This is a genomic window from Bradyrhizobium murdochi (assembly GCF_000472965.1).
In the GTDB taxonomy this organism is placed as follows: Bacteria; Pseudomonadota; Alphaproteobacteria; order Rhizobiales; family Xanthobacteraceae; genus Bradyrhizobium; species Bradyrhizobium murdochi.
In genome coordinates this window covers 174,247-199,757 of sequence record NZ_AXAU01000012.1, presented here as the reverse complement: position 1 = coordinate 199,757, position 25,511 = coordinate 174,247, and the positions used below count along the sequence as shown (strand labels likewise).

At 62.7% G+C, this 25,511-nt stretch carries 20 protein-coding genes; 15 read left to right on the top strand and 5 right to left on the bottom strand.

Annotation, left to right across the window (positions count from 1 at the left end):
* Window positions 1–9: 9 nt before the first annotated feature.
* The 7 genes from pimC (at window position 10) to YUO_RS0122810 (ending at window position 6,932) form a co-directional block, all read left to right on the top strand.
* The gene (gene pimC / locus YUO_RS0122845) at window positions 10–1,200 is read left to right on the top strand and encodes a pimeloyl-CoA dehydrogenase large subunit (RefSeq protein WP_028349365.1); all 1,191 of its coding nucleotides are present in this window, start codon (window positions 10–12) and stop codon (window positions 1,198–1,200) included.
* Window positions 1,201–1,395: 195 nt separating this feature from the next.
* Window positions 1,396–2,535, top strand: a complete 1,140-nt coding sequence (gene pimD, locus YUO_RS0122840; RefSeq protein ID WP_028349364.1) for a pimeloyl-CoA dehydrogenase small subunit — start codon at window positions 1,396–1,398, stop codon at window positions 2,533–2,535.
* 133 nt (window positions 2,536–2,668) lie between these two features.
* Complete coding sequence (locus YUO_RS0122835; protein ID WP_028349363.1) at window positions 2,669–3,442, top strand: SDR family NAD(P)-dependent oxidoreductase; 774 nt, start codon at window positions 2,669–2,671, stop codon at window positions 3,440–3,442.
* 244 nt (window positions 3,443–3,686) lie between these two features.
* Window positions 3,687–5,189, top strand: coding sequence for a glycerol kinase GlpK (gene glpK, locus YUO_RS0122830; protein ID WP_028349362.1), 1,503 nt, complete (start codon window positions 3,687–3,689; stop codon window positions 5,187–5,189).
* 6 nt (window positions 5,190–5,195) lie between these two features.
* Entirely contained in the window at window positions 5,196–5,789 is a 594-nt protein-coding gene (locus YUO_RS0122825; protein WP_028349361.1) for a GNAT family N-acetyltransferase, read from the top strand.
* A gap of 12 nt (window positions 5,790–5,801) precedes the next feature.
* Complete coding sequence (locus YUO_RS41415) at window positions 5,802–6,092, top strand: hypothetical protein (RefSeq protein WP_051379589.1); 291 nt, start codon at window positions 5,802–5,804, stop codon at window positions 6,090–6,092.
* Between the two features lie 210 nt (window positions 6,093–6,302).
* On the top strand, window positions 6,303–6,932 hold the full coding sequence (locus tag YUO_RS0122810; RefSeq protein ID WP_028349360.1) for a glutathione S-transferase family protein: 630 nt from the start codon (window positions 6,303–6,305) through the stop codon (window positions 6,930–6,932).
* Between the two features lie 196 nt (window positions 6,933–7,128).
* Here YUO_RS0122810 and maiA read toward each other — a convergent pair whose 3' ends face one another.
* The 3 genes from maiA to metF form a co-directional block, all read right to left on the bottom strand.
* Window positions 7,129–7,788: a maleylacetoacetate isomerase gene (maiA, locus tag YUO_RS0122805; RefSeq protein ID WP_028349359.1), complete on the bottom strand. Its 660-nt coding sequence runs from the start codon at window positions 7,786–7,788 to the stop codon at window positions 7,129–7,131.
* A gap of 209 nt (window positions 7,789–7,997) precedes the next feature.
* Entirely contained in the window at window positions 7,998–11,858 is a 3,861-nt protein-coding gene (metH, locus tag YUO_RS0122800) for a methionine synthase (protein WP_028349358.1), read from the bottom strand.
* Window positions 11,859–11,862: 4 nt separating this feature from the next.
* Window positions 11,863–12,777, bottom strand: a complete 915-nt coding sequence (gene metF / locus YUO_RS0122795; protein WP_028349357.1) for a methylenetetrahydrofolate reductase [NAD(P)H] — start codon at window positions 12,775–12,777, stop codon at window positions 11,863–11,865.
* Window positions 12,778–13,160: 383 nt separating this feature from the next.
* Here metF and YUO_RS0122790 point away from each other — a divergent pair, with 383 nt between their 5' ends.
* Window positions 13,161–14,180, top strand: a complete 1,020-nt coding sequence (locus tag YUO_RS0122790) for an LLM class flavin-dependent oxidoreductase (RefSeq protein WP_028349356.1) — start codon at window positions 13,161–13,163, stop codon at window positions 14,178–14,180.
* Window positions 14,181–14,461: 281 nt separating this feature from the next.
* Window positions 14,462–14,815 carry a hypothetical protein gene (locus tag YUO_RS44910; protein WP_083754675.1) on the top strand — a complete coding sequence of 118 codons (354 nt, stop codon included), beginning with the start codon at window positions 14,462–14,464 and terminating at the stop codon, window positions 14,813–14,815.
* Window positions 14,816–15,009: 194 nt separating this feature from the next.
* Here the strand turns inward: YUO_RS44910 and YUO_RS0122780 are convergent, their stop codons facing one another.
* Window positions 15,010–15,870, bottom strand: a complete 861-nt coding sequence (locus YUO_RS0122780; RefSeq protein ID WP_028349354.1) for a prephenate dehydratase — start codon at window positions 15,868–15,870, stop codon at window positions 15,010–15,012.
* A 34-nt stretch (window positions 15,871–15,904) separates the two neighbouring features.
* Window positions 15,905–16,645 carry a 3-deoxy-manno-octulosonate cytidylyltransferase gene (locus tag YUO_RS0122775; RefSeq protein ID WP_028349353.1) on the bottom strand — a complete coding sequence of 247 codons (741 nt, stop codon included), beginning with the start codon at window positions 16,643–16,645 and terminating at the stop codon, window positions 15,905–15,907.
* Between the two features lie 201 nt (window positions 16,646–16,846).
* On the opposite strand from YUO_RS0122775, the gene YUO_RS0122770 reads away from it, so the two are divergent.
* The 6 genes from YUO_RS0122770 to YUO_RS0122745 all read left to right on the top strand — a co-directional run bounded on the left by YUO_RS0122770 (window position 16,847) and on the right by YUO_RS0122745 (window position 25,404).
* Window positions 16,847–17,398 (top strand): c-type cytochrome, encoded by a 552-nt coding sequence (locus YUO_RS0122770; RefSeq protein ID WP_028349352.1) that lies wholly within the window; start codon window positions 16,847–16,849, stop codon window positions 17,396–17,398.
* A gap of 281 nt (window positions 17,399–17,679) precedes the next feature.
* Window positions 17,680–19,581, top strand: coding sequence for an extracellular solute-binding protein (locus YUO_RS0122765; RefSeq protein ID WP_028349351.1), 1,902 nt, complete (start codon window positions 17,680–17,682; stop codon window positions 19,579–19,581).
* 14 nt (window positions 19,582–19,595) lie between these two features.
* On the top strand, window positions 19,596–21,479 hold the full coding sequence (locus YUO_RS0122760) for an extracellular solute-binding protein (protein WP_028349350.1): 1,884 nt from the start codon (window positions 19,596–19,598) through the stop codon (window positions 21,477–21,479).
* The gene (locus tag YUO_RS0122755; RefSeq protein ID WP_028349349.1) at window positions 21,479–22,591 is read left to right on the top strand and encodes a microcin C ABC transporter permease YejB; all 1,113 of its coding nucleotides are present in this window, start codon (window positions 21,479–21,481) and stop codon (window positions 22,589–22,591) included. Before YUO_RS0122760 ends, YUO_RS0122755 begins: the two co-directional genes overlap by 1 nt.
* On the top strand, window positions 22,591–23,769 hold the full coding sequence (locus YUO_RS0122750; RefSeq protein ID WP_028349348.1) for an ABC transporter permease: 1,179 nt from the start codon (window positions 22,591–22,593) through the stop codon (window positions 23,767–23,769). Before YUO_RS0122755 ends, YUO_RS0122750 begins: the two co-directional genes overlap by 1 nt.
* A gap of 6 nt (window positions 23,770–23,775) precedes the next feature.
* On the top strand, window positions 23,776–25,404 hold the full coding sequence (locus YUO_RS0122745) for an ABC transporter ATP-binding protein (protein WP_028349347.1): 1,629 nt from the start codon (window positions 23,776–23,778) through the stop codon (window positions 25,402–25,404).
* The last annotated feature ends 107 nt before the right edge of the window (window positions 25,405–25,511 follow it).

The window sequence follows — 25,511 nt, the reverse complement described above, 5'->3', positions numbered from 1 at the left end:
GAGGATCCGATGGATCTCGCTTTCAGCAAGGAAGAAATCGCGTTTCGTGAAGAAGTCAGAGCCTTCTTCAGGGACAACGTGCCGCCGGAGACGCGGCGCAAGATGGTCGAGGGCCGTCACCTCTCCAAGGACGAGATGGTCGCCTGGTGGCGCATCCTGAACAAGAAGGGCTGGGGCGTCTCGCACTGGCCGAAGGAATATGGCGGCACCGGCTGGAGCTCGGTGCAGCAGTATATTTTCAACGAAGAGCTGCAGATGCATCCGGCGCCGGCGCCGCTCGCCTTCGGCGTCAGCATGGTCGGTCCGGTCATCTACACCTTCGGCAATGAGAAGCAGAAGCAGCACTATCTGCCGCGCATTGCCAATGTCGATGACTGGTGGTGCCAGGGCTTCTCGGAGCCGGGCTCGGGATCGGACCTCGCCTCGCTGAAGACCAAGGCCGAGCGCAAGGGCGACAAGTACATCATCAACGGCCAGAAGACCTGGACCACGCTGGCCCAGCACGCCGACATGATCTTCTGCCTGTGCCGCACCGACACGTCAGCGAAGAAGCAGATGGGCATCTCCTTCATCGTGTTCAGCATGAAGTCGAAGGGCGTCACCGTGCGTCCCATCGAGACCATCGACGGCGGCCATGAGGTCAATGAAGTGTTCTTCGACGACGTCGAGGTGCCGGTCGAGAATCTGATCGGCGAGGAGAACAAGGGCTGGGATTACGCAAAATTCCTGCTCGGCAATGAGCGCACCGGCATTGCCCGCGTCGGTGTCTCCAAGGAGCGGCTGCGGCGCATCAAGGAGCTCGCCTCCAAGGTCGAATCGAACGGCAAGCCCGTGATCGAGGACCAGGGTTTCCGCGAGAAGCTGGCGGCCTGCGAGATCGAGCTGAAGGCGCTCGAATTGACGCAGCTCCGCGTCGTCGCCGACGAGGGCAAGCACGGCAAGGGCAAGCCCAACCCGGCGTCTTCAGTCCTGAAGATCAAGGGTTCGGAAATCCAGCAGACCACCACCGAACTTCTGATGGAAGTGATCGGCCCGTTCGCCGCGCCTTACGACGAGCACGGCGACGACGCCTCCAACGAAACCATGGATTGGACCGCCCAGATCGCGCCGAGCTACTTCAACAACCGCAAGGTCTCGATCTACGGCGGCTCCAACGAGATCCAGCGCAACATCATCACCAAGGCGGTGCTGGGGCTGTAATCCTCTCCCTCTCCCCGCCCTTGCGGGGAGAGGGCAGGGGTGAGGGGCCTCTCTCCCAGCAAAGATTGTCGAGAGACCTGTACCCCCTCACCCGGATCGCATCTTGCGATGCGATCCGACCTCTCCCCGCAAGCGGGGCGAGGTTAAGAGACCCCGGCTCAAGCACCGATCTGTTAGTTAAGGAAACCAGGTAAGATGGATTTTGATTTGTCCGAGGAGCAGCGGCTTCTCAAGGAAAGCGTCGACGGTCTGTTGACCGATTCCTACGATTTCGATGCGCGCAAGAAGTACCAGAAGGAGAAGGGCGGCTGGAGCAAGGCCGTCTGGGGCAAGCTCGCCGAGCAGGGCCTGCTGGGCCTGCCGTTCGCGGAAGCCGACGGCGGTTTTGGCGCGGGCGCGGTCGAAACCATGATCGTGATGGAAGCGCTCGGCAAGGCGCTGGTGCTGGAGCCGTATCTCGCCACTGTCGTGATCGGCGGCGGCTTCCTGCGCCATGGCGGCTCGGCCGAGCAGAAGGCCGCGCACATTCCCGGCATCATCGACGGCAGCAAGACCTTTGCTTTCGCACAGCTCGAGAAGAACTCGCGCTACGATCTCGCCGACGTCTCGACCACGGCCAAGAAGAAGGGCGCGGGATGGGTCATCGACGGCGAAAAATTCGTCGTGCTCAACGGCGAGAATGCCGACACGCTGATCGTGACCGCGCGCACCAAGGGCAGCCGGCACGACAAGACGGGCATCGGTGTGTTTCTCGTGCCGGCCAACGCCAAGGGAGTCACCCGCAAGGGCTATGCGACCCAGGACGGGTTGCATGCCGCCGACATCACCTTCACCGGTGTCGAGGTTGGCAGCGACGCCGCGATCGGCGATCCCGAGAACGGCTTGCCGCTGATCGAGCGCGTGGTCGATGAAGCCCGTACCGCGATGTGCGCGGAAGCCGTCGGCGCGATGGATGAATCGCTGAAGACGACCGTCGAGTATCTCAAAACGCGAAAACAGTTCGGCGTGCCGATCGGCAGCTTCCAGACCCTGCAGCATCGCGCCGCCGACATGTTCGTCGCGCTTGAACAGGCCCGCAGCATGTCGATGTTCGCGACCATGGCGGCCGATTTCGAAGACGCCAAGGAGCGCGCGACCGCGGTTGCCGCTGCCAAGGTGCAGATTGGGAAGTCTGGAAAATTCATCGGCCAGCAGTCGATCCAGCTCCACGGCGGCATCGGCATGACCCAGGAAGCCAAGATCGGCCACTACTTCAAGCGTCTGGCCATGATCGAGAATACGTTTGGCGATACCGACTACCACCTCCGCTGTGTCGCGGAAGGTGGGCTGGTGTGACACCCGCCGTCATTCCGGGGCGCGCGTCAGCGCGAACCCGGAATCTCGCGCCGACAACTTCTGGATTCCGGGTCCACGCGCTTTTGCGCGTGTCCCGGAATGACGGGGGAAGGATTAAGGGAGGCAAACAACAATGAAAAACACCCCGTTCGATCTTACCGGCAAAGTCGCCGTCATCACCGGGTCCAGCCGCGGCATCGGCCGTTCCTCCGCCGAACTGCTGGCAAAACTCGGGGCCAAGGTCGTGATCTCCAGCCGCAAGGCGGACGCCTGCCAGGAAGTGGCCGAAGGCATCAAAAAGGCCGGCGGCGACGCCCATGTCATTCCCTGCAACATCTCGCGCCGCGAGGAGGTCGAGGCGCTGATATCGGGCACGACAAAGCATTACGGCAAGATCGATATCCTCGTCTGCAACGCCGCGGTGAACCCGTATTACGGCCCGCTGCTCGATATCAAGGACGAGGCCTTCGACAAGATCATGGGCAGTAACGTCAAGAGCAACATCTGGCTCTGCGCGCTGGCGATCCCGCAGATGGCGGAGCGCGGCAATGGCTCCGTGGTGATTATCTCGTCCATCGGCGGCATGCGCGGCTCTACCGTGATCGGCGCCTACGGCATTTCGAAAGCGGCGGATTTCGCGCTCTGCCGCAGCCTTGCCGGCGAATGGGGCCCAAAGGGCGTCCGCGTCAATTGCGTCGCGCCGGGCCTCGTGAAGACCGATTTCGCCCGCGCGCTGTGGGAAGACGCCGACCTCCTCAAACGCCGCACCGCCACCACGCCGCTGCGCCGGATCGGCGAACCGGATGAAATCGCAGGCGCCGTGGCCTACCTCGCCTCCGACGCCTCCACCTTCATGACCGGCCAGACCATCGTCGTCGACGGCGGCGTGACCACCGCAGCGACGTGATGAATCCCTCTCCCGCTTGCGGGGGAGGGTGCCGAGCGAAGCGAGGCGGGNGGGGGNCTCTCCGCGAGTCCAACTCTTAGTTTGAGCACGCCGCTCGGGCCAATCGCTGACGCCATCATCTGCGCGGCACCCCCGCAAGCAGGAGAGGGAGCGCACCGAACGCGCGGCAAGCTTCCCAACTTGACCTTCGCCTCCCAATCGGATTGCCTCTCCGCAACCAACAATCCTTCGGGGAAGCAGCGTCATGTCCTTTGTGCTGGCCATCGATCAGGGCACCACGTCCTCGCGCGCCATGGTGTTTCGCAGCGATATTTCCATCGCCGCCACGGCGCAGCAGGAATTCCCGCAGCATTTCCCGGCGTCGGGTTGGGTCGAGCACGAGCCGGAGGACATCTGGACCTCGACGTTACAGGTCTGCCGCGAGGCGCTGGAAAAGGCCGGACTGAAGGCGCAGGACATCGCCGCGATCGGCATCACCAACCAACGCGAGACCACGGTGGTGTGGGATCGCGCGACGGGGCAGGCGGTACACCGCGCCATTGTCTGGCAGGACCGCCGCACCGCTGACATCTGCGCCAAACTAAAAAGCGAAGGCCACGAGCCCACGATCTCGGCCAAGACCGGCCTGATCATCGATCCCTATTTCTCGGGGACAAAAGTCGCATGGATCCTCGATCACGTGCCGGGCGCGCGCGAACGCGCCGTTCGCGGCGAACTGGTGTTCGGCACCGTCGATTGCTATCTGCTGTGGCGGCTGACCGGCGGCAAGGTGCACGTCACCGACGCCACCAACGCCTCGCGCACGCTGCTGTTCAACATCCACACCGGTGACTGGGATGACGATCTGCTGAAACTCTTGCGCGTGCCGCGCTCGATGCTGCCGGAGGTCAAGGATTCCTCCGCCAAGTTCGGCGAAACCGTGCCCGACCTGTTCGGCGGCTCAATCGCCATCTCCGGCATCGCCGGCGACCAGCAGGCCGCAACCATCGGCCAAGCCTGCTTCACGCCCGGCATGATCAAGTCGACCTACGGCACCGGCTGCTTTGCGCTGCTCAACACCGGCACCACGCCGGTCGCCTCGAAGAACAAGCTGCTCACCACCATCGCCTATCAATTGAACGGCAAACGCACCTATGCGCTCGAAGGCTCGATCTTCGTCGCCGGCAGCGCGGTGCAATGGCTGCGCGACGGCCTCGGCATCATCAAGCAGGCATCCGAAACCGGCCCGCTCGCCGACAAATCCGATTCCATGCAAAGCGTCTATCTGGTCCCGGCCTTCGTCGGCCTCGGCGCGCCCTACTGGAATCCGCGCGTACGTGGCGCGCTGTTCGGCCTCACCCGCAACACCGGCCCCGCCGAACTCGCGCATGCCGCCCTCGAAAGCGTCTGCTACCAGACTTTCGACCTCTGGGCCGCGATGCGTGCCGACTGGCCGGACGCAACCGCCGCCAACATCGTGCTCCGGGTCGACGGCGGCATGACCGCTTCCGACTGGACCATGCAGCGGCTCGCCGACTTGCTGGATGCACCGGTCGACCGGCCGAAGATCCAGGAGACCACAGCGTTAGGCGCCGCCTATCTCGCCGGGTTGAACGCCGGCGTCTATCCCGAGCCGGCAAAATTCGCCGACAATTGGCGGCTCGAACACCGCTTCAAGCCGGCGATGAGCAAGGCTACGCGCGAGCGGAAGCTGGCGGGTTGGGCGCGGGCGGTGAAGGGCGTGCTGGCGAGCGATGAAGGGGAGTGACGTCAGTTGATCGTGCCTGATGGTTACTCCGACATCCCTGCCGGCAAGATCGCGGCCGTCGTCACGCATCTGGAGATGACTGAACGGCCCGCGCCGCGGCCCGATCCGCCCCGAGCCTGGTCACTGCGTCGGGTGGAGATGCCGCCGCTCGATTGGTTTCGCGATCTCTATCGTCGCGTCGGCGAGGAATGGCTGTGGTTCTCGCGAACGCAGATGCCGGACGCCGAGCTCGCGGCACGGCTTCATTCTCGGCAGCTCGAAGTCTACGCGCTGGTCCATGACGGCCGTGACGAGGGCCTGTTGGAGCTGGATTTTCGCGAGCCCGGCCAATGCGAGATCGCCATGTTCGGGGTCACCGCAAAACTGGTCGGCACCGGCGCCGGCCGCTGGCTGATGAACCGCGCGCTGGAGCTCGCGTGGTCGCGGCCGATCAACCGCGTCTGGCTGCACACCTGCACCTTCGATCACCCCGCCGCGCTCGCCTTCTACCAGCGCTCGGGCTTTCGTGCCTTCCGGCGGCAGATCGAGATCGCCGACGATCCGCGGCTCGACGGCACCGCGCCGCGTGATGTGGCGCGGCATGTGCCGATCATTGATTAGTAGGGAGGAGCTATGTCGGGTTTTTCGTTTGATTTACCAGCGGACTTCGCGGACTACGAATGGGAAGTCGAGACGAAAGGTTGGTTTTCCGAGGCACGGATCATTGTTTCAGGGAAGCGGTATCGCTTGAACTTCTACGACCCTGTGCGCCTCAGCCAGGAGATAGAAAGCGAGCTTCAGCGTGACGGCGCGTTCTTTGAGCCGAATTTGTTGATTGTTCAATCCGTAACAAGAGCAAATATGGAGCAAGCCGCGGCTCTGTTGGTGCAGTCGAGCCAGGTGGCTTGCCTTGTAGAGGAATAGCATACGGGCGTTATTGCGCCCTATGTTTTTATGACGTCAAAACACCACCTGCTTCGCCTTTGCCAGCGAGAAGCCACGGCGGTCCGTGTTGAAGCAGGTCACACCCGTCTGCTCGGACTTGATCCGGGCATCCATCAGACTAAGATTCCATCTGAAGAAGGATGGATGGCCGGGTCAAGCCCGCCATGACAAGCGGAGAGCACAACAACCATGATCCTCATCGGCCAATTCGACTCCCCCTTCGTCCGCCGCGTCGCCATCGCGATGCGGCTTTACGGTATCGATTTCGAGCACAAGCCGTGGTCGACCTTCGGCGATGCCGACAAGATCGCGGCCCACAATCCGCTGCGGCGGGTGCCGACGCTGGTACTGGATAGTGGGGAAGCGCTGATCGAGAGCGCGATGATCCTGGATTATCTCGACGATCGCGTCGGTGCCGACAAGGCGATGATTGCCAGGAGTGGTGAAGCGCGCTGGCGGCATCTGCGGATTTGCGCGCTGGCGATGGGGCTTGGCGACAAGGGTGTCAGCCTGTTGTACGAGCGCGTGCTGCGGAAGGAGCAGCTCGATCTCTGGGTCGAGCGCTGCAAGTCGCAGATCGCGGGCGTGCTGGAGGTGCTGGAGAAGGAGCGTGTGGCGGTGAAGACTCCATATTGGTTTGGCGAGCGCGCCGGCCACGCCGATATCGCGGTTGCCTGTGTGTTGCGCTTCGTCGGCGAGGCACATCCGGAGCTGTTCGACGCCAGCTATCGGTCGCTGAAAGCGCATTCTGCCACTTGCGAGGCGCTGCCGTCGTTTAAGGAAATCGTGCAGCCGCTGGCACCGCCGAGCGGCGATTGAGCTGGACGGGGCCGCGCCCGGCCACGGCCGCGGAGCCAGCCCAATCCTACTTTGCATGGGGTTGTTTTCGCGATTTTTCAGCAGCCGCTGGCCCCGCTGAAGGGGTGAGGGGCTGTCGTAAGCGTAGCGTGCCCACCACATCCAGGATAGTCTGCCGATAAATGGTGGGCACGGCGCAAGCGCGCCTTTGCCCACCCTACTTCTGCCGCATCGCCTCCGGCGTATCCGGCTGCGCCAGCGGATGCGCTTTTTCAAATTCCGGCAACGCCATCGCGGTCTCGAAAATGCGCTTCACGGTCGGATAGGTCGCCAGATTGACCTGCTGGTTCAGCGCCGCGGTGACATGGCCGACCATGCAGATGTCGGCGATTGTCGGCGCATCGCCATGGCAGAATTTTCCAGTGTCCTTGTTATCGGCGAGGTGACCCTCCAGCGCTGCCAGCGTCTCGGCGATCCAGTGCCGCCGCCACGCCGCCTGCTGCGTGTCGCGCAGATTCAGCTCGTGGTCGAGATAGCGCCGCACCCGCGGCGTCAGCAGCGGGTGGCCCTCGCACGCCACCATCAGCGCCAGCGCGCGGACGCGGGCGCGGCCGGCGGGGTCGGAGGGCAGCAGCGGCGGGGAGGGATATTTCTCGTCGAGATATTCGAGGATGGCGAGCGACTGGAACAGCGTGGTGCCGTCATCTTCCACTAGCGCCGGCAGCGCCATCTGCGGGTTGATCTGCCGATACTCGGGATCGCGATGCGCGTTGGCATCGAGGTCGACGAAGATCACTTCGACCGGAACATCTTTCAGATTGAGCGCGATGCGAACGCGAAAGCTCGCCAGCGATCGCCAGAAGGAGAAGAATTTCATGGGGCCTCCGTCTCTCTTCCCCTCTCCCCTTGTGGGAGAGGGTGGATCAATCGTGCGAAGCACGATTGAGACGGGTGAGGGGTTCTCTCCGCGGATAGAACCCCTCATCCGGCGCCGTAGCCGATGCGAAGCATCGGCGTTCTAAGTGACGGCGGCCAAAGGCCGCCTATGCCACCTTCTCCCACAAGGGGAGAAGGGAAGAAAACGAATTATCCAGCTCCCACGGCCTTCTTCCGCCAGGCGAGGTGCACGGCGCAGGTGCAGCCGGGCGGATGCGAGGTGACGTCGTTGGCGGGGACGATCTCCGCCGCTGGCGCCTTCGTCGCGGGCTGTTCCTGCGAAGGGATGTAGTTCAGCACCGGGGCCAGCCAGCGTTCGGTCTCGGCGACGCTCATGCCCTTGCGCGCGGCATAGTCCTCGACCTGGTCGCGCTCGATCTTGCCGACGCCGAAATAGAAGCTTTCGGGATGCGAGAAATAAAGGCCTGATACCGACGAGCCCGGCCACATCGCAAAGCTCTCGGTCAGCTTCACGCCGGCTGTCTTTTCCGCATCGAGCAGGCGGAACAGCGTCGCCTTCTCGGTGTGGTCGGGCTGCGCGGGATAACCAGGCGCCGGACGAATGCCGGCATATTGCTCCAGGATCAACTGGTCGGAGCTCAGCGCCTCGTCCGGCGCGTAGCCCCAGAATTCCTTGCGGACGCGCTGATGCATCCGCTCGGCGAAGGCTTCGGCGAGGCGATCGGCGAGCGCCTTGCACAGGATCGAGGAGTAGTCGTCATTGGCATTCTTGAAGCGGTCAGCCACTGCATCCTCGCCGATCCCCGCGGTGACGACAAAGCCACCGATATAATCTGATACGCCGGATGACGCTGGCGCGATGAAGTCCGACAATGCGGCGTTGAAGCGGCCTTCGCGCTTCTCCAACTGCTGGCGCAGCGTATGGAACGTCGCGATCTTCTGCTTGCGTCTGTCGTCGGCATAAACCGCGATATCGTCTCCTTCCGCATTGGCCGGCCAGAAGCCGATCGTTGCACGCGCCGTGAACCATTTCTCCTTGATGATCCGCTCAAGCATCTTGCGTGCGTCGTCATAGAGCGAGCGCGCGACCTCGCCGATCTTGGGGTCGTCGAGAATGGCCGGGAAACGCCCGGTCAATTCCCAGGTCTGGAAGAACGGCGTCCAGTCGATGTATTCGGCAAGCTCGGCCAGATCATAGGCGTCAAAAGTCTTGAACCCGAGGAACGATGGCTTCTTCGGCGGCGTTCTCGCAAAGTCGGCCTTGACCGCATTGGCGCGGGCGTCCGCCAGCTTCAGCCGCTTCTTGTCGGCCTGCGCGCGCAGATGCGCCGCGGAAATCTTGGCGTATTCGGCGCGGATGTCGGCGACATAGGCCTCGCGCTTGTCCGGCGAGAGCAGCGATGATGCGACGCCGACGGCGCGGCTGGCGTCGTTGACGTGCACCACCGGTCCGCCCGGATAGTTTGGGTCGATCTTGACCGCGGTATGGACGCGGCTCGTCGTCGCGCCGCCGATCAGCAGCGGCATCTTCATGCCCTGCCGCTCCATCTCGCCGGCCAGGAAACTCATCTCGTCGAGCGAGGGCGTGATCAGGCCCGACAGCCCGATGATGTCGGCGCCTTCGGCTTTCGCCGTCTCGATGATCTTGGTCGCCGGCACCATGACGCCGAGGTCGATCACCTCGAAATTGTTACATTGCAGCACGATGCCGACGATGTTCTTGCCGATGTCGTGGACGTCGCCCTTCACGGTCGCCAGCACGATCTTGCCGGCGGCGTTGCGGCCGTCGCCGGTCACGCCATTGGCGAGGTTGCGCGCCTTCTCCTCTTCCATGAACGGCATCAGATAGGCGACCGCCTGCTTCATCACGCGCGCCGACTTCACCACCTGCGGCAGGAACATTTTGCCGTCGCCGAAGAGGTCGCCGACGATGTTCATGCCCGCCATCAGCGGGCCCTCGATCACGTTCAGCGGGCGTTCGACCAAGAGCCGCGCGGCCTCGGTGTCTTCCTCGATGAATTCGGTGATGCCGTGCACCAGCGCGTGGCTCAGCCGCTTTTCGACCGGCCATTCGCGCCAGGCGAGGTCCTGCTCTTTTGTCTGCTTCTCCTTGCCGCGGAACTTTTCCGCCAGCGCCAAGAGACGCTCGGACGCGCCGGGATCGCGGTTGAGGATCACGTCCTCGCACACCTGGCGCAGCTCGGAATCGATGTCGTCATAAACGATCATCTGCCCGGCATTGACGATGCCCATGTCCATGCCGGCGTGGATGGCGTGATACAGAAATACCGAGTGCATCGCCTCGCGCACCGGCTCGTTACCGCGGAACGAAAACGACAGGTTGGAGACGCCGCCGGAGACATGCGCTCCCGGCAGGTTCGTCCGGATCCAGCGCGTTGCCTCGATGAAGTCGACGCCGTAATTGTTGTGCTCTTCGAGGCCCGTCGCGATCGCGAAGATATTCGGATCGAAGATGATGTCCTCGGGCGCAAAGCCGACCTCGTTGACCAGGATGTCATAGGCGCGCTTGCAGATTTCGGTCTTGCGCGCGAACGTGTCAGCCTGACCGATCTCGTCGAACGCCATCACCACCACCGCCGCGCCATGGCGGCGCGCGATGCGGGCTTCGTGGATGAACTTGTCCACGCCTTCTTTCATCGAAATCGAGTTCACGACCGACTTGCCCTGAACGCATTTCAGGCCGGCCTCGATCACATGGAATTTCGAGGAGTCGACCATCACAGGGACGCGTGCGATGTCGGGTTCGGCGGCGACGAGGTTGAGGAACGTCACCATCGCGGCTTCCGAATCCAGCAAGCCCTCGTCCATGTTGACGTCGATGATCTGAGCGCCGTTCTCAACCTGGTCGCGCGCCACCTGCAGCGCCGCGGTGTAATCGCCCGCGGTGATCAGCTTGCGGAATCTCGCCGAGCCCGTGACATTGGTGCGCTCGCCGACGTTCACGAACGGAATCGCCGGCGTCAGTTCGAACGGCTCCAGCCCCGACAGCCGCAGCCGCGGCTCGATCACGGGGACGACGCGCGGCTTGTGCGGAGCGACCGCGGCCGCAATCGCGGCGATATGGTCGGGTGTGGTGCCGCAGCAGCCGCCGACGATGTTGACGAGGCCGGCTTCCGCAAACTCGCCGATCAGCCGCGCCATATATTCCGGTGTCTCGTCGTACTGGCCGAACTCGTTGGGCAGGCCGGCGTTCGGATAGGCGCAGACCAGCGTGTCGGCCACGCGGCCGATATCGGCAATATGGGCGCGAAGGTCTTCCGCGCCGAGCGCGCAGTTGAAGCCAACGGTGATCGGCTTGGCGTGGCGGATCGAATTCCAGAATGCTTCCGGCAATTGCCCTGACAGCAGGCGGCCGGATTTGTCGGTGATGGTGCCGGAGATCATCACGGGCACGTCGATGCCGCGTTCCTCCGTGATTTCCGCAATCGCGTAAAGCGCCGCCTTGGCGTTCAGCGTATCGAAAATGGTTTCGACCAGCAGCAGGTCGGCGCCGCCGTCGAGCAGGCCGTTGACCTGTTCGCCATAGGCCTTGCGCAAATCGTCGAAGGTGACGGCGCGATAGCCGGGGTTGGAAACGTCGGGCGAGATCGAGGCGGTGCGATTGGTCGGGCCCAGCGCGCCGGCAACGAAGCGCGGCTTGCCGTCTTCTGCCGAGACGCGCTCGGCGGCGGCGCGGGCTAGTTTTGCGCCGTCACGGTTCAGCTCATAGGCGAGGTCCGACATGTCGTAGTCGGCCTGTGCGATCGAGGTGGACGAAAACGTGTTGGTCGCGACGATGTCGGCGCCGGCGCGCAAGTAGGCGGCGTGGATGTCCTCGATTGCCTTGGGCTGCGTCAGAATCAACAGGTCGTTGTTGCCTCTGACGTCGCGATGGAAGTCCTTGAAACGCTCGCCGCGAAACGCTGTTTCGTCGAACTGCAGGCCCTGGATCATGGTGCCCATGGCGCCGTCGAGCACCAGGATGCGTTCGCGGGCGGCGGCGAGCAGCGCAGTTCGCTTCGGCGAAACCTTCGGAATCGAAACACTCATCGGATCAGGCGGCTTTCTGTGCGCCATTGGGGCGGATGCCCAGCAGATGGCTGATCGCGAACACCAGGTCCGCGCGATTCATGGTGTAGAAGTGAAAGGTGTCGACGCCGTGCTTGGCGAGCTTTTGCACCTGGCCCGCCGCGACGGTGGCGGCGACGAGCTTGCGCGTCTCCGCATCGTCGTCGAGGCCATCGAACTTGTCGGCGAGCCAGTCTGGCACCGTGGTGCCGGCGCGGGTCACGAAGCTGCGCGCCTGCTTGAAATTGTGCATCGGCATGATGCCGGGAACGATGGGAATATCGATGCCGCGGGCGCGGACGCGGTCGAGGTAGCGGAAGTAGAGATCGTTATCGAAGAACACTTGCGTAATGGCTCGCGCCGCGCCGGCGTCGACCTTGGCCTTGAGCGTATCGATGTCGGCGTCGATCGTCGGGCTCTCCGGATGCTTTTCCGGATAGGCGGACACCGAGATTTCGATATCGGGAAAGCGCTTCTTGATGCCCGCGATCAGGTCGGGCGAACTTTGATAGCCATCCGGATGCGCGCGATAGGCGGTGCCGATGCCGGTGGTGGGATCGCCGCGCAGCGCGACGATGTGGCGGACACCGATTTCGTGATAGCGCGCCACCACGTCGTCGATCTCGCCCTTGGGCGCGCCGACGCAGGTCAGGTGCGCGGCGGGCGTCAGCCGCGTCTCTTTCAGGATGCGGGCAATGGTCGAATGGGTCCGCTCGCGGGTCGATCCCCCTGCGCCATAGGTCACCGAGACGAAATTGGGGGCAAGCGGCGCCAGCCGTTTGATGGTCTCCCACAGGCTCCGCTCCATCTCTTCGGTCTTGGGCGGAAAGAACTCAAAGGAGATCTTTGGCGAATGCAGCGCGCGATGGCCGTCGAAAGCGGGGGGCGTAACCTCGGTCATGGCACTTCACAAAGCTCCGAAACGATGGGCGAACGTCAGCCGCAGCGAACGATGCGCTAAAGTAAGCGAAACAGGGCGGGCCAAACAGCCCATTGGAGATGGGAAGTAGCCCAATATGCGCAAAATATACGAAGTTTTGGTCTTGGTAGAAGGTGTGAGTGGGCTTTATCTGATAGTGAATTATACTGCAATTACAATGAGATAATAATAAGATTGTTCTGTTGAGCGCAAGATCGGTAGTGGGCAACAGCAAAAATTATCGAATTTGTCACAGTTCGTCCCACTATAGTGCTGCAATGTGGCGCTCCTTTCCCCACAAGCGCGGGCCTGCTCTGCGCCGACCAGGTCTTTGTCGCCTCCCGTTGCCGCACTAGTTTAGCGCCATGATCCCGCTTTCCGTCCTCGACCTCTCCGTCGTCACCACAGGCACAAGACCCGCCGCCGCGTTGCAGAACAGCATTGATCTCGCGCGTCATGTCGATGGGCTCGGCTATGTCCGTTACTGGCTCGCCGAGCACCACAATCTGGCGTCGGTGGCGAGCCCCGCGCCTGATTTGATGATCGGGCAGATCGCCGCGGTGACCAAAAACATCCGCGTCGGCTCCGGCGGCGTGATGCTGCCCAACCATGCGCCGCTGGTGGTGGCCGAGCGCTTCAAGATGCTGGAGGCGCTGTTTCCCGGCCGCATCGATCTCGGTCTCGGCCGGGCGCCCGGCACCGATGGGGCGACCGCGCATGCGCTGCGCAGCCGGCTCGACCGCCGCGAGGGAGACGACTTTCTCGAACGGCTGAGCGAACTGGTGTTGTGGGAGACCCGCGGCTTTCCAGCCGGCCATCCCTACAACAATGTGGTGGCGATGCCGGACGATACGCCGCTGCCGCCGATCTGGCTGCTCGGTTCCTCCGACTACAGTTCGGAATTGGCGGCGCAAGTCGGCATGGGCTTCGCGTTCGCGCATCATTTCGCGTCCTATGACGCGATCGCGGCGATGACGAACTACCGCAGCCAGTTCAAGCCGTCCGGCTGGCGGGAGGGCCCGCACGGCATTCTGGCGGTTGCCGCAATCGCCGCCGAAAGCGATGCGGAAGCCGAACAACTCGCGACCTCGATGGACCTCAATCGCCTGCGGCGCGACCGCGGACAATATCTGCCGCTGCCGAGCGTGGAGGAAGCGCTGGCCTATCCATATTCGGACGCCGAGCGCGCCTCGATCGCGCGCAACCGCTCGCGGCTGTTCGTCGGCAGCCCGGCGACCATCCTGACAAAGCTGCAGCCGATGATCGCGGCCAGCCAGCCGGATGAACTCATGATCATCACGGCGGTCTACGATCACGACGCGCGGAAGAAGTCGTATAGCCTGCTGGCCGAGGCGTTCGGGCTAGGGAAGAAGGAAGCGGCGTAACTGCTCTCCGTTCCCCGGATGCTGCGCAGCGCGCCGCATCTTGGCGGCGTGGTGCGCTGCTGATCCGGGGCCCAGTGTGTGCGGTGAGATGGGTCCCGGCTCAGCGGAGCAGCGCGAAGCGCTGCACCGCGTCCGGGACACGGAGAAACGAACCATCTCATTCTTTGAGCATTCCTGCCTTTTCAGCATTCCTGATCTGCATGCCTGCGTTTGTTCGGGCCTCAGAAGCAACCAGGCGTTGTCAAGGAGGTTATTGAAGTCTCCAACCACGGAGACAAACCATGGAACTGAAATCTGCTATTGTTGGGTTGGCCGCCCTCGGCAGCGTTGTGCTCGCCGCCGGATCGGCTTCCGCCGCGATGCCGAACGGCATTCCGCAGGCCGACCAGATTTCACGCCAAGCCACTGATGTCGAGCAGGTCCGCTGGGTCTGCAACGCCTGGGGGCGCTGCTGGTGGCGTCCGGGCCCAAGATGGGGTGTCTATGGCGGCTGGGGTCCGGGATGGCGCGGCGCCTATGCTTGGGGTGGCCCGCCCGTTTGGCGTCCGCGCCCGGTATGGGGGCCGCGCCCAGGATGGGGCCCGCGTCCAGGATGGGGCCCGCGTCCAGGATGGGGCTGGAACGGCCGGTGGTGATCGGAGAGTGGCCGTACGCCGGCTGATCATGCCGGGCGAGCACCGCTTTCAATATCCGTATCCGCTGCACCGTTAATGCCGCGCAACTCGCAGCTCGCTGGTAAGCATCCGGCTGCTGCACGTCATGAATCTGCGCTCTCCGCGCCCACGTCAGCAATCGTGCGCCGGGAGATGCGAGCAGACGCGCGCGTCCCTCAATCCAGCTTCTCGCTGAAGGTCGCGCGGAACGGATGTGCCGGATAGACGCCGACGATGCGGAATTCGCGCGAGAAGAACTTCAATTCCTCCAGCGCAAAGGCGAGGCCCTTGTCGTCGGGATGGCCGTCGACGTCGGCATAAAATTGCGTCGCAAAGAAATTGCCGTCGATCATGTAGCTTTCCAGCTTGGTCATGTTGACGCCATTGGTGGCAAAGCCGCCGAGTGCCTTGTAGAGCGCGGCGGGCAAATTGCGTACCCGGAAAACAAAAGTGGTGACCAGCGGGCCCGAGCCTTGTTTCGCCCAGTCGGCCTCGCGCGCCAGCACCACAAAGCGTGTGGTGTTGTGCGCCTCGTCCTCGACGTCCTCGGCAAGAATATCGAGGCCGTAGATTTGCGCCGCCAGCCGGGAGGCGATCGCGGCCACGCTTTTGTCCTTGCGTTCGGAAACGTCGCGCGCGCTGCCGGCGGTGTCGGCGGCGACGATCGGCTTGATGCCGAGCTTGCGGATGATGCGCCGGCACTGGCCGAGCGCATGGACGTGGCTCTCCACCGTCTTGATGTCGGTGAGCTTTGTCCCCTTCGGCGCCATCAATTGATGGCGGATCGGCAAGAACCATTCGCCGACGATGAACAGGCCGGACGCCGGCAGCAAATGATGGATGTCGGCGACGCGCCCCGCCACCGAATTCTCGATCGGGATCATGCCGAGATCGGCCTCGCCCGAAGCGATCGCCGACAGCGCGTCCTCGAAGGTCGCACACGGCATCGGCTCGGCGTCCGGATAGGCCTCGACGATGGCGATATGGGAATTGGCGCCAGGCTCGCCCTGGAACGCGATTTTGAGCTTTTTGGTCATGTCTCGTTTCTCTGGCGGGCCTTTTAGCAGCCGCTCAGCTATTTGCCAGTATGCGGCGGGCGGTTTCGAGGTCGGCCGGGGTATCGACGCCGCGCGGCACGCTATCGACGATGGTGATGTCGATCCGCATCCCGGCTTCCAGCGCGCGGAGCTGTTCGAGCTTTTCCTGCTGCTCCAGCGGGGAGGGAGGCAAAGTCACGAACCGCTCCAGCGCGGCGCGGCGGTAAGCATAGAGGCCGATATGGTGGTAGCGCGGTCCGTCACCGTGAGGCGCGGTGGCGCGGGTGAAATACAGTGCCCGCAGGCGGTTTGGACCGATCGGCGAGCCGACCGCCTTCACCACGCTCGGCGCCCGGTCTTCTTCCTCGGTGTGGATCTGCGAGGCCAGCGTCGCGATGTCGACCGCGGGGTCGTCGAGCGGCGGCAGCGCGGCGCGGATGGTGTCCGGCATGATCGTGGGGAAATCGCCCTGCAAATTGACCACGATCTCGGCCCGGCCGGACGGATCGAGCGCCAGCATGGCCTCGTGGATGCGGTCGGAGCCGGAAGCGTGGGAGGCACGGGTCATCACCGCCTCGCCGCCGGCAGCCCGCACCGCGTCGGCGATCTCCGGCGTGTCGGTCGCAACCGCAACCCGGCCGATCTTGGCTTCTTGCGCCCGCCGCAGCACATGCACGATCATCGGTAGGCCGGCGATATCCAGCAGCGGCTTGCCCGGTAGCCGGGTCGCCGCCATCCGGGCGGGAATCAGCACCAAAATACGGGAATCGGTCATCGTCTGAAGGCCCGGCGGGATAGCTGGTTTTGATGGGGATGAGACGAAATTCGGCGCGTTTATACGGGTTGCCAGAGCCCGGGCAAACCGATATCTCAACCCCTGCTGAGGGTGCGGCGCGAAAGGCTGATTCCTCACGCCCACCCGCGGCCGTTTTGCCGGCCTTCAGTCGACCTTTCCGGCCTGGAGCCTGATCCCGTTATGGACTCCTTCGAACTCAACAAGATTCTTGGTGCTATCCTTGGCACCTGCATTCTTCTTCTGGTGACGAACTTTGCTGCCGAGGCGATCTTTGCGCCCGTGAAGCCGGAAAAGCCGGGCTTCGAGATCGCCGTGAAGGAAGACACCTCTAAAGACGCAGCCAAGGAAGCCGCCGCGCCGTCCGAGCCGATCGAGAAGCTCTTGCAGACCGCCTCCGTCGAGAAGGGCACTGCCGCCGCCAAGAAGTGCGCCGCCTGCCACACCTTCGAAAAGGGCGGCCCCAACCGCGTCGGGCCTAATTTGTACGGCGTCTTGAACGAGCCGAAGGGCCAGGGGCGCGGCGGGTTCAACTTCTCGGCCGCCTTGAAGGCCAAGGGCGGCACCTGGACCTATGAGGACCTCAACAAGTTCCTCGCCAATCCCAAAGCCTTCGTTCCAGGCACGGCGATGGGCTTTGCCGGTATCCCGAAGGACAGCGAGCGCGCCGACGTGATCGCCTATCTGCGCAGCCTCTCGGACAGCCCGGCTCCGCTCCCGACGGCGGCGAAGTAATATTTCGTCAGTTCCCTCATGGACTTGCAGCTTACGCGGCCAGGCATTGCCTGGCCGTTTGCATATCGGGATCGCGGTGTTGTTATCGGGACGTTTCGCCGCAGCGTAATTGCTCCGGTGTTGTTATCATGAGGAAAAAGCAACGTAATTTGTCGAACCCTTGCCTTATATTAGGTCCTCACTAGCTCCGCCTCGTTGTTTGCTTAGTCGGATCGGGGACCGCGGGCAGATCACCGACTTGGAAGACACGGACACTCGCGTCAGCAACAGGGATTCTGCATTTGGCAATTACCAGACGACACCTTCTTCAAGGCAGCGCCGCAGCCGCAATGGCCCCGGCGCTGGGGCTGGCCCCAGGCATCCCGGCAATTTCGCCGGCCCAGGCACAATCGAGTGCGAGCGAGCCGGTCTTCCGGCATGCCCTGTCGCTGTTCGGCGAAATCAAATACCCAGCCGGCTTCAAGCACTTCGACTACGTTAATCCAGAGGCCCCGAAGGGCGGCACCGTACGTCAGATCCAGGTCGGGACGTTCGATAATTTCAATCTTGTAGTTGCCGGCGTCAAAGGGGCGCTCGCAGGCGGCGTTCAGTTGATTTACGAATCGCTCATGACGCAGTCGTTGGATGAGGTTTCGACCGAGTACGGCGAGCTAGCCGAAGCCGTCAGTCACCCCGAGGATTTCTCTTGGGTCATCTATCGTCTCAGAAGCGAGGCGAAATGGCATGACGGCAAGCCCGTCACGCCTGACGACGTGATCTTCTCCCTCAATGCGTTCAAGCAACATCATCCGCAGTACTCGGCCTACTATCGCCATGTGGTGAAAGCTGAAAGGGTCGGTGATAGCGACATAAAATTCAGCTTCGACGCGCCCGGCAATCGCGAACTCCCGCTGATCGTCGGACAACTCACGATCTTGCCGAAGCATTGGTGGGAGGGCACCGACAGCGAAGGCCGCAAGCGCGACGTCTCCGCGACAACGCTGGAGAAGCCGCTGGGCTCGGGCCCCTACCGCATCAAGGAGTTTGTCCCGGGAAGGACGCTGACGCTGGAGCGGGTGAAGGACCATTGGGGGCGCGATCACAGCACGTATGTCGGCCGCAACAATTTCGACGAGCTGCGCCTGGAATATTTCCGGGACTCGACGGTCGCGCTCGAGGCGTTCAAGGGCGACCAGGTTGATTGGCGTACCGAAAACAGCGCCAAGAACTGGGCAACGGCCTACGACTTTCCGGCCGTCAATGACAAGCGCGTGCTGCTCGAGGAGTTTCCGAACCGCAGTTCCGGAATCATGCAGGCGTTCGCGCTGAATATCCGGCGTGATCAGTTCAAGGATCCGCGGGTGCGTCGCGCGCTGAACTATGCGTTCGACTTCGAGGAAATGAACAAGCAGATATTCTTCGGTCAGTACAAGCGCATCAGCAGCTATTTCGACGGCACAGAACTGGCTTCAAGCGGCCTGCCGCAAGGCAGAGAGCTGGAAATACTCGAAGCCGTCCGCGCGGAAGTGCCGCCCGAGGTATTCACCAAGCCCTATACCAATCCGGTCGGCGGCAGTCCCGAAGCCGTTCGCGAAAATCTTCGTGAGGGGCTGCGCCTGCTGAAGGAAGCCGGCTATGAGGTGCGCGAGCGCAAGCTGGTCGATAGCAAGACGGGAGCGCCATTTACGCTCGAATTGCTTGGTGCAGACCCGACCTTCGAACGGGTCATGCTGTTTTTCAAACCGTCTCTGGAGCGGCTAGGTATCGCCGTCAGCGTGCGCACGATCGATCCGACACAGTATGAAAACCGGCTTCGTAGCTGGGATTTCGATGTCGTCGTCTCGTCGTGGGCGGAATCGTTGTCGCCCGGAAATGAACAGCGCGAGTATTGGGGCTCGCAGGCGGCGGACATGGCGGGTTCGCGCAATATCATCGGCATCAAGAATCCCGCGGTCGACAAATTGATCGAGCGGCTGATCTATGCGAAGGGCCGGGAAGACCTTGTTGCAGCGACCAAGGCGCTGGACCGCGTGCTGTTGTGGAACCACTATGTCGTGCCACAGTGGAATTATCCCAAGGTCCGTACGGCGCGTTGGGACCGTTTCGGCCGTCCGACCGAACTGCCCAAATACGGTCTGTCCGGCTTCCCCGCGATCTGGTGGTATGATGCCGACAAGGCGGCAAAGATCGGAAGACGGTCTTGAAGGATATCCTGCGCATGGCGCAATTCTCTCGCCGGCATGTGCTCGGTCTGGGTGTCGGCGCACTGGGCGTTCTGACGCTCAGGCCGGCGCGTGCGGCCGAAGAGAATGGCGCCGAGGTGCACGGTATCTCGGCGTTTGGTGATCTCAAATATCCCGCCGACTTCAAGAATTTCGACTACGTGAATGTCGCAGCGCCTAAGGGTGGTGTATTTTCGACCATTCCCTCGACGCGCTCCTACAATCAGTCCTACCACACCTTCAATTCGCTCAACGCCTACATCCTCAAGGGCGAGGGCGCGCAGGGCATGGACCTGACCTTCTCAGCGCTGATGGTGCGGGCCGGCGACGAGCCGGATGCGATGTACGGGCTCGTCGCAAAGTCGGTGCGAATTTCGCCGGACAAGCTGACCTACCGCTTTACGCTGCGCCCCGAGGCCAAGTTTCACGACGGCTCGAGGATCACGGCGCATGACGTCGCCTGGTCCATCAACACGCTCAAGGCCAAGGGCCATCCGCTGATCCAGGTGCAGATGCGTGACGTCAAGGGGGCCGAGGCGCTCGACGATGCGACCGTGATCGTCACCTTCGCCGAGAAGCGCGCGCGCGACGTGCCACTCTTCGTCGCGGGCCTGCCGATCTTCTCGAAGAAATATTATGAGATGCGGCCCTTCGATGAATCGACGCTGGACACGCCGCTGGGCTCGGGGCCCTATAAGGTCGGCAAGTTCGAGGTCAACCGTTTCATCGAGTACGAACGCGTCAAGGACTGGTGGGGGGCGAACCTCCCAGTCTGCCGCGGTTATTACAATTACGATGTGGTCCGCTACGAGTTCTATCGCGACCGCGACGTCGCCTTCGAAGGCTTTACCGGCAAGAACTATCTGTTCCGCGAAGAGTTCACCGCGCGCATCTGGGCGACGCGCTACGACTTCCCCGCCATCAAGGACGGCCGCGTCAAGCGCGAGCAGGTACCGGACGAAAGGCCGTCCGGCGCGCAGGGCTGGTTCATCAATACCCGCCGCGACAAGTTCAAGGACCCCCGCGTGCGCGAGGCGCTGATCAATGCCTTCGACTTCGAGTGGACCAACAAGACCATTATGTACGACGCCTATGCGCGTACGCATTCGCCATTCCAGAATTCAGACATGATGGCGAAGGGGCCGCCCTCACCGGAGGAGCTGAAGCTGCTCGAGCCATTCCGCGGCCAAGTGCCCGACGAAGTGTTCGCCCAGCCCTACGTGCCTCCGGTTTCCGATGGCTCGGGGCAGGATCGCACCATGCTGCGCAAGGCGCAGCAATTGCTCAACGAAGCCGGCTTCGTCATCAAGGACGGCAAGCGGATGACGCCGAGCGGCGAAGTGTTTCGCATCGAATTCCTGTACGATGAGCCTTCGCTGAATCCGCATCACGCGCCCTATATCAAGAATCTGGGAACGCTCGGCATCGAGGCGAGCCCGCGCCTGGTCGATGCAGTGCAGTACCGCGCGAGGGTGGAAGATTTCGATTTCGACATGACTATCACGCGCTTCTCGATGTCGACGACCCCGGGCGACGCAATGCGTGCCTTCTTCTCCTCGCACGCTGCCAAGACCAAGGGCTCCTACAACCTGGCCGGTATAGAGAACCCCGCCATCGATGCGCTGATCGAAAAGATCATTGCGGCGGATACCCGCGCCGAGCTAACGGTTGCCTGCCATGCCTTCGACCGCGTTTTCCGCGCCGGCCGCTACTGGGTGCCGCAGTGGTACAACAAGACGCATCGGCTGGCTTATTGGGACATCTTCGATCGCCCGAAGAACCTGCCGCGTTATCAGATCGATGCATCGGGCTCCGGCGAGCGAGTTATCTGGTGGTATGACGCTGCTAAGGCCGGCAAACTTGAGCAGGCGAAGCCATAATGACCGCCTATATCGCCCGCCGCATCCTTTTGATGTTTCCGACCTTGCTCGGCATCCTCTTCATTTCCTTCGTGGTCGTGCAGTTCGCGCCGGGCGGCCCTGTCGAACGTGTGATCGCACAGCTTTCGGGCGCCGATACCGGCGGCTCCTCGCGCATCTCTGGCTCTTCCGCCGGTGACTTTGCCGGCCGTACGCCCCAGGCGGGCGCCTCCGCCGATGCTGTCAATTCGAAATACCGCGGCGCGCAGGGGCTCGATCCGGATTTCATCAAGAACCTGGAAAAGCAGTTCGGCTTCGACAAGCCGGCGCATGAGCGCTTTGCGCTGATGGTATGGAATTTCGCCCGCTTCGATTTCGGCAAGAGCTACTTTCGCGACACCACCGTGTTGCAGCTGATCAAGGAGAAGCTGCCGGTCTCGATATCGCTCGGCCTCTGGTTGACGCTGCTGACCTATTTGATCTCGATCCCGCTAGGCATCCGCAAGGCGGTGGCGGACGGAACGCGATTTGATACCTGGACTTCCGCCGCTATCATCGTCGGCTTTGCGATCCCCGGTTTCCTGTTCGCGATCCTGCTGATCATCCTGTTTGCCGGCGGCTCGTTCTTCAACTGGTTTCCGCTGCGCGGATTGACCTCGGACGGCTGGTCGCAATTCCCCTGGTACTGGAAGATCATCGACTACTTCTGGCACCTCACCCTGCCTTTGATCGCGATGGGTCTCGGCGCCTTCGCCACCATGACGCTGCTGACCAAGAACTCGTTTCTCGATGAGATCAGGAAGCAGTACGTCATGACCGCGCGTGCAAAGGGTTGCAGCGAGGGGCAGGTGCTCTACGGCCATATCTTCCGCAACGCCATGCTGATCGTAATCGCAGGCTTTCCCGGTGCGTTCATTGGTGCATTCTTCTCCGGCTCGCTGCTGATTGAGACCATCTTCTCGCTCGACGGCCTCGGGCTGCTCGGCTTCGAAAGCGTGCTCAACCGCGACTATCCGGTCGTGTTCGGCACGCTGTTCATCTTCTCCCTCGTGGGCCTTGTGGTGGGTCTGATCTCCGACCTCGCCTACATGTGGATCGATCCCCGGATCGATTTTGAGGCGAGGGAAGTCTGATGGCGCTGCTCGCTCCACAACCGGTCGAAACCACCGCGCGGTCGCCGCTTGGCGAGGTCGTCCCGGCCACGCAGCACGTGTTCGCGCCATCGCCGCTGAACCGCCGGCGCTGGCAGAACTTCAAGGCGAACCGCCGCGGCTACTGGTCGCTCTGGATATTCCTTGCGCTGTTTGTGATCTCGCTGTTTGCCGAACTGATCGCCAACGATCGGCCGTTCCTTATCAAATATGACGGAAAGCTGTACTGGCCGGCTTTCGTCAGCTATTCCGAGACCACTTTCGGCGGCGATTTCGAAACCGCGGCCGACTACCGCGATCCCTATTTGCAAAAGCTGATCGCCGAAAAGGGCGGCACCATCATCTGGCCCTTGATCCGCTATTCCTACTCTACCCACAATCTCGATTTACCGACGCCGGCGCCGTCGAAGCCGACATGGATGCTGACGGAAGAGCAGTGCAAGCCCGTGGTGGAAAAGAAGGGCCTGAAGAGCTGTAGCGACCTCGAATACAACTGGCTCGGTACCGACGACCAGGGCCGCGACGTGGCGGCGCGACTGATCTACGGTTTTCGCATCTCGGTGCTGTTCGGCCTGACGCTGACCATCCTGTCCTCGATCATCGGCGTCATCGCCGGCGGCGTGCAAGGCTATTTCGGCGGCTGGACCGATCTGATCTTCCAGCGCATCATCGAAATCTGGAGCGCGATTCCCTCGCTCTATCTGCTGCTGATCCTGTCATCGGTGCTGGTGCCCGGCTTCTTCGTGCTGCTCGGCATTCTCCTGCTGTTCTCCTGGACCTCGCTGGTTGGCCTAGTTCGCGCGGAGTTCTTACGCGGGCGCAATTTCGAATACATTCAGGCGGCGCGCGCGCTCGGCGTCTCCAACGGCGTGATCATGTTCCGGCATCTGCTGCCGAACGCGATGGTGGCGACCATGACCTTTCTGCCGTTCATCGTGTCGTCCTCGGTGATGACGCTGACCGCGCTCGACTTCCTCGGCTTTGGCCTGCCACCGGGTTCGCCATCACTTGGCGAACTGCTGTCGCAGGGCAAGTCCAACGTGCAGGCGCCCTGGCTCGGCTTCACCGGCTTCTTCTCGGTTGCGATTATGCTGTCGCTTTTGATCTTCATCGGCGAGGGCGTGCGCGACGCCTTCGATCCGCGCAAGACGTTCCGGTAGAGCATGATGGACGCCGTCAACCAGCCCTTGCTCGATGTGCGCGATCTCTCGGTGGCGTTTCACCAGCCGAGCGGCGCCACGATTGCGGTCGACCGTGTCTCGTTTTCCATCAAGCGCGGCGAGTGCGTGGCCCTGGTCGGCGAGTCCGGTTCCGGCAAATCGGTCAGCGCGCAGTCGGTGCTAAGACTGCTGCCCTATCCGACCGCGTCGCATCCCTCCGGCACCATCCATTTCAAGGGCCGAGAGCTGCTCAATGCCTCGGAACGCGAGATGCGCGAGATCCGCGGCAACGACATCTCGATCATTTTTCAGGAGCCGATGACCTCGCTCAATCCGCTCCACACCATCGAGGCGCAGATCGGCGAAATCCTCTCGCTGCATAGAGGCATCAGCGGATCGATGGCGCGGGCGCGGACGCTCGAACTCTTGACGCAGGTCGGCATTCCCGATCCGGAAACGAGGCTACAAAGCTATCCGCACCAACTATCCGGCGGCCAGCGTCAGCGTGTCATGATCGCGATGGCGCTCGCCAACGAACCGGATCTTCTGATCGCGGACGAGCCGACCACCGCGCTCGACGTCACTGTGCAGGCCCAGATCCTGGCGCTGCTCGCGGAGATCAGGTCCCGGCTCGGCATGAGCATGCTGTTCATCACCCATGACCTCGGCATCGTCCGCCGCATTGCCGACGTGGTCTGCGTGATGAACTCGGGCAAGATCGTCGAGCAGGGCCCGGTCGAACAGGTCTTCACCGCGCCGAAACACGCCTATACCCGCGCGCTGCTCGCGGCCGAGCCCAAGCCCGATCCGGCGCCGCCGCGGCCCAACGAGCCGGTGGTGATGTCGGCCGACAATCTCAAGGTCTGGTTTCCGATCAAGCGCGGGCTGTTGCGCTCGACCGTCGGCCACATCAAGGCGGTGGATGGCGTCAGCGTCGCGGTGCGCAAGGGCGAGACGCTCGGCGTCGTCGGCGAATCCGGCTCGGGCAAGACCACGCTGGGTCTCGCGCTGCTCCGGCTGATTTCCTCCGACGGCCCGATCGTGTTCCTCGGCAACAACATCCAAGGCCTGCGCTTCAAGGCCATGCTGCCGCACCGTCGCGACATGCAGATCGTGTTTCAGGATCCGTTCGGCGCGCTCAGCCCGCGCATGTCGGTCGGCGATATCGTCGCCGAGGGCCTGAGCGTGCATCAGAAGTCGCTGTCGCGTGAGGAGCGTGAAGCACGCGTCGTCAAGGCGCTCACAGACGTCGGCCTCGACCCGGCGACGCGATTCCGCTATCCGCATGAATTTTCCGGCGGCCAGCGCCAGCGTATCTCGATCGCGCGCGCGGTGGTGCTGGAGCCGAATTTTGTCGTGCTGGACGAGCCGACCAGCGCGCTCGACATGCTGTTCCAGGCGCAGATGGTCGACCTGCTGCGCGAGCTGCAGCGCAAGCGCGATCTGACCTACATGTTCATCTCGCACGATTTGCGCGTCGTGGCCTCGCTGGCCAGCCATCTGATCGTGATGCGTCACGGCAAGGTGGTTGAGGAGGGGCCCGCCGCGGGGCTGTTCAAGAATCCGAAGAGCGACTACACCCGCGCCCTGTTCGCTGCCGCGTTCAGGATCGAGGCGGTGCCGGAGCCGCAGTAGCGGCCTTCAAGGATAACGGTCGTCATGCCCCGCGAAGGCGGGGCATCCAGTACGACGCGGCCTCTCATTCACTCACAACTGTCTCGGAATACTGGATCACCCGCTTT

Excerpts from the sequence above, each read along its gene's own strand:
- pimC (WP_028349365.1), top strand. The coding sequence starts at position 10 with ATGGATCTCGCTTTCAGCAAGGAAGAAATCGCGTTTCGTGAAGAAGTC.
- pimD (WP_028349364.1), top strand. The coding sequence starts at position 1,396 with ATGGATTTTGATTTGTCCGAGGAGCAGCGGCTTCTCAAGGAAAGCGTC.
- YUO_RS0122835 (WP_028349363.1), top strand. The coding sequence starts at position 2,669 with ATGAAAAACACCCCGTTCGATCTTACCGGCAAAGTCGCCGTCATCACC.
- glpK (WP_028349362.1), top strand. The coding sequence starts at position 3,687 with ATGTCCTTTGTGCTGGCCATCGATCAGGGCACCACGTCCTCGCGCGCC.
- YUO_RS41415 (WP_051379589.1), top strand. The coding sequence starts at position 5,802 with ATGTCGGGTTTTTCGTTTGATTTACCAGCGGACTTCGCGGACTACGAA.
- YUO_RS0122810 (WP_028349360.1), top strand. The coding sequence starts at position 6,303 with ATGATCCTCATCGGCCAATTCGACTCCCCCTTCGTCCGCCGCGTCGCC.
- maiA (WP_028349359.1), bottom strand. The coding sequence starts at position 7,788 with ATGAAATTCTTCTCCTTCTGGCGATCGCTGGCGAGCTTTCGCGTTCGC.
- metH (WP_028349358.1), bottom strand. The coding sequence starts at position 11,858 with ATGAGTGTTTCGATTCCGAAGGTTTCGCCGAAGCGAACTGCGCTGCTC.
- metF (WP_028349357.1), bottom strand. The coding sequence starts at position 12,777 with ATGACCGAGGTTACGCCCCCCGCTTTCGACGGCCATCGCGCGCTGCAT.
- YUO_RS0122790 (WP_028349356.1), top strand. The coding sequence starts at position 13,161 with ATGATCCCGCTTTCCGTCCTCGACCTCTCCGTCGTCACCACAGGCACA.
- YUO_RS44910 (WP_083754675.1), top strand. The coding sequence starts at position 14,462 with ATGGAACTGAAATCTGCTATTGTTGGGTTGGCCGCCCTCGGCAGCGTT.
- YUO_RS0122780 (WP_028349354.1), bottom strand. The coding sequence starts at position 15,870 with ATGACCAAAAAGCTCAAAATCGCGTTCCAGGGCGAGCCTGGCGCCAAT.
- YUO_RS0122775 (WP_028349353.1), bottom strand. The coding sequence starts at position 16,645 with ATGACCGATTCCCGTATTTTGGTGCTGATTCCCGCCCGGATGGCGGCG.
- YUO_RS0122770 (WP_028349352.1), top strand. The coding sequence starts at position 16,847 with ATGGACTCCTTCGAACTCAACAAGATTCTTGGTGCTATCCTTGGCACC.
- YUO_RS0122760 (WP_028349350.1), top strand. The coding sequence starts at position 19,596 with ATGGCGCAATTCTCTCGCCGGCATGTGCTCGGTCTGGGTGTCGGCGCA.
- YUO_RS0122755 (WP_028349349.1), top strand. The coding sequence starts at position 21,479 with ATGACCGCCTATATCGCCCGCCGCATCCTTTTGATGTTTCCGACCTTG.
- YUO_RS0122750 (WP_028349348.1), top strand. The coding sequence starts at position 22,591 with ATGGCGCTGCTCGCTCCACAACCGGTCGAAACCACCGCGCGGTCGCCG.
- YUO_RS0122745 (WP_028349347.1), top strand. The coding sequence starts at position 23,776 with ATGGACGCCGTCAACCAGCCCTTGCTCGATGTGCGCGATCTCTCGGTG.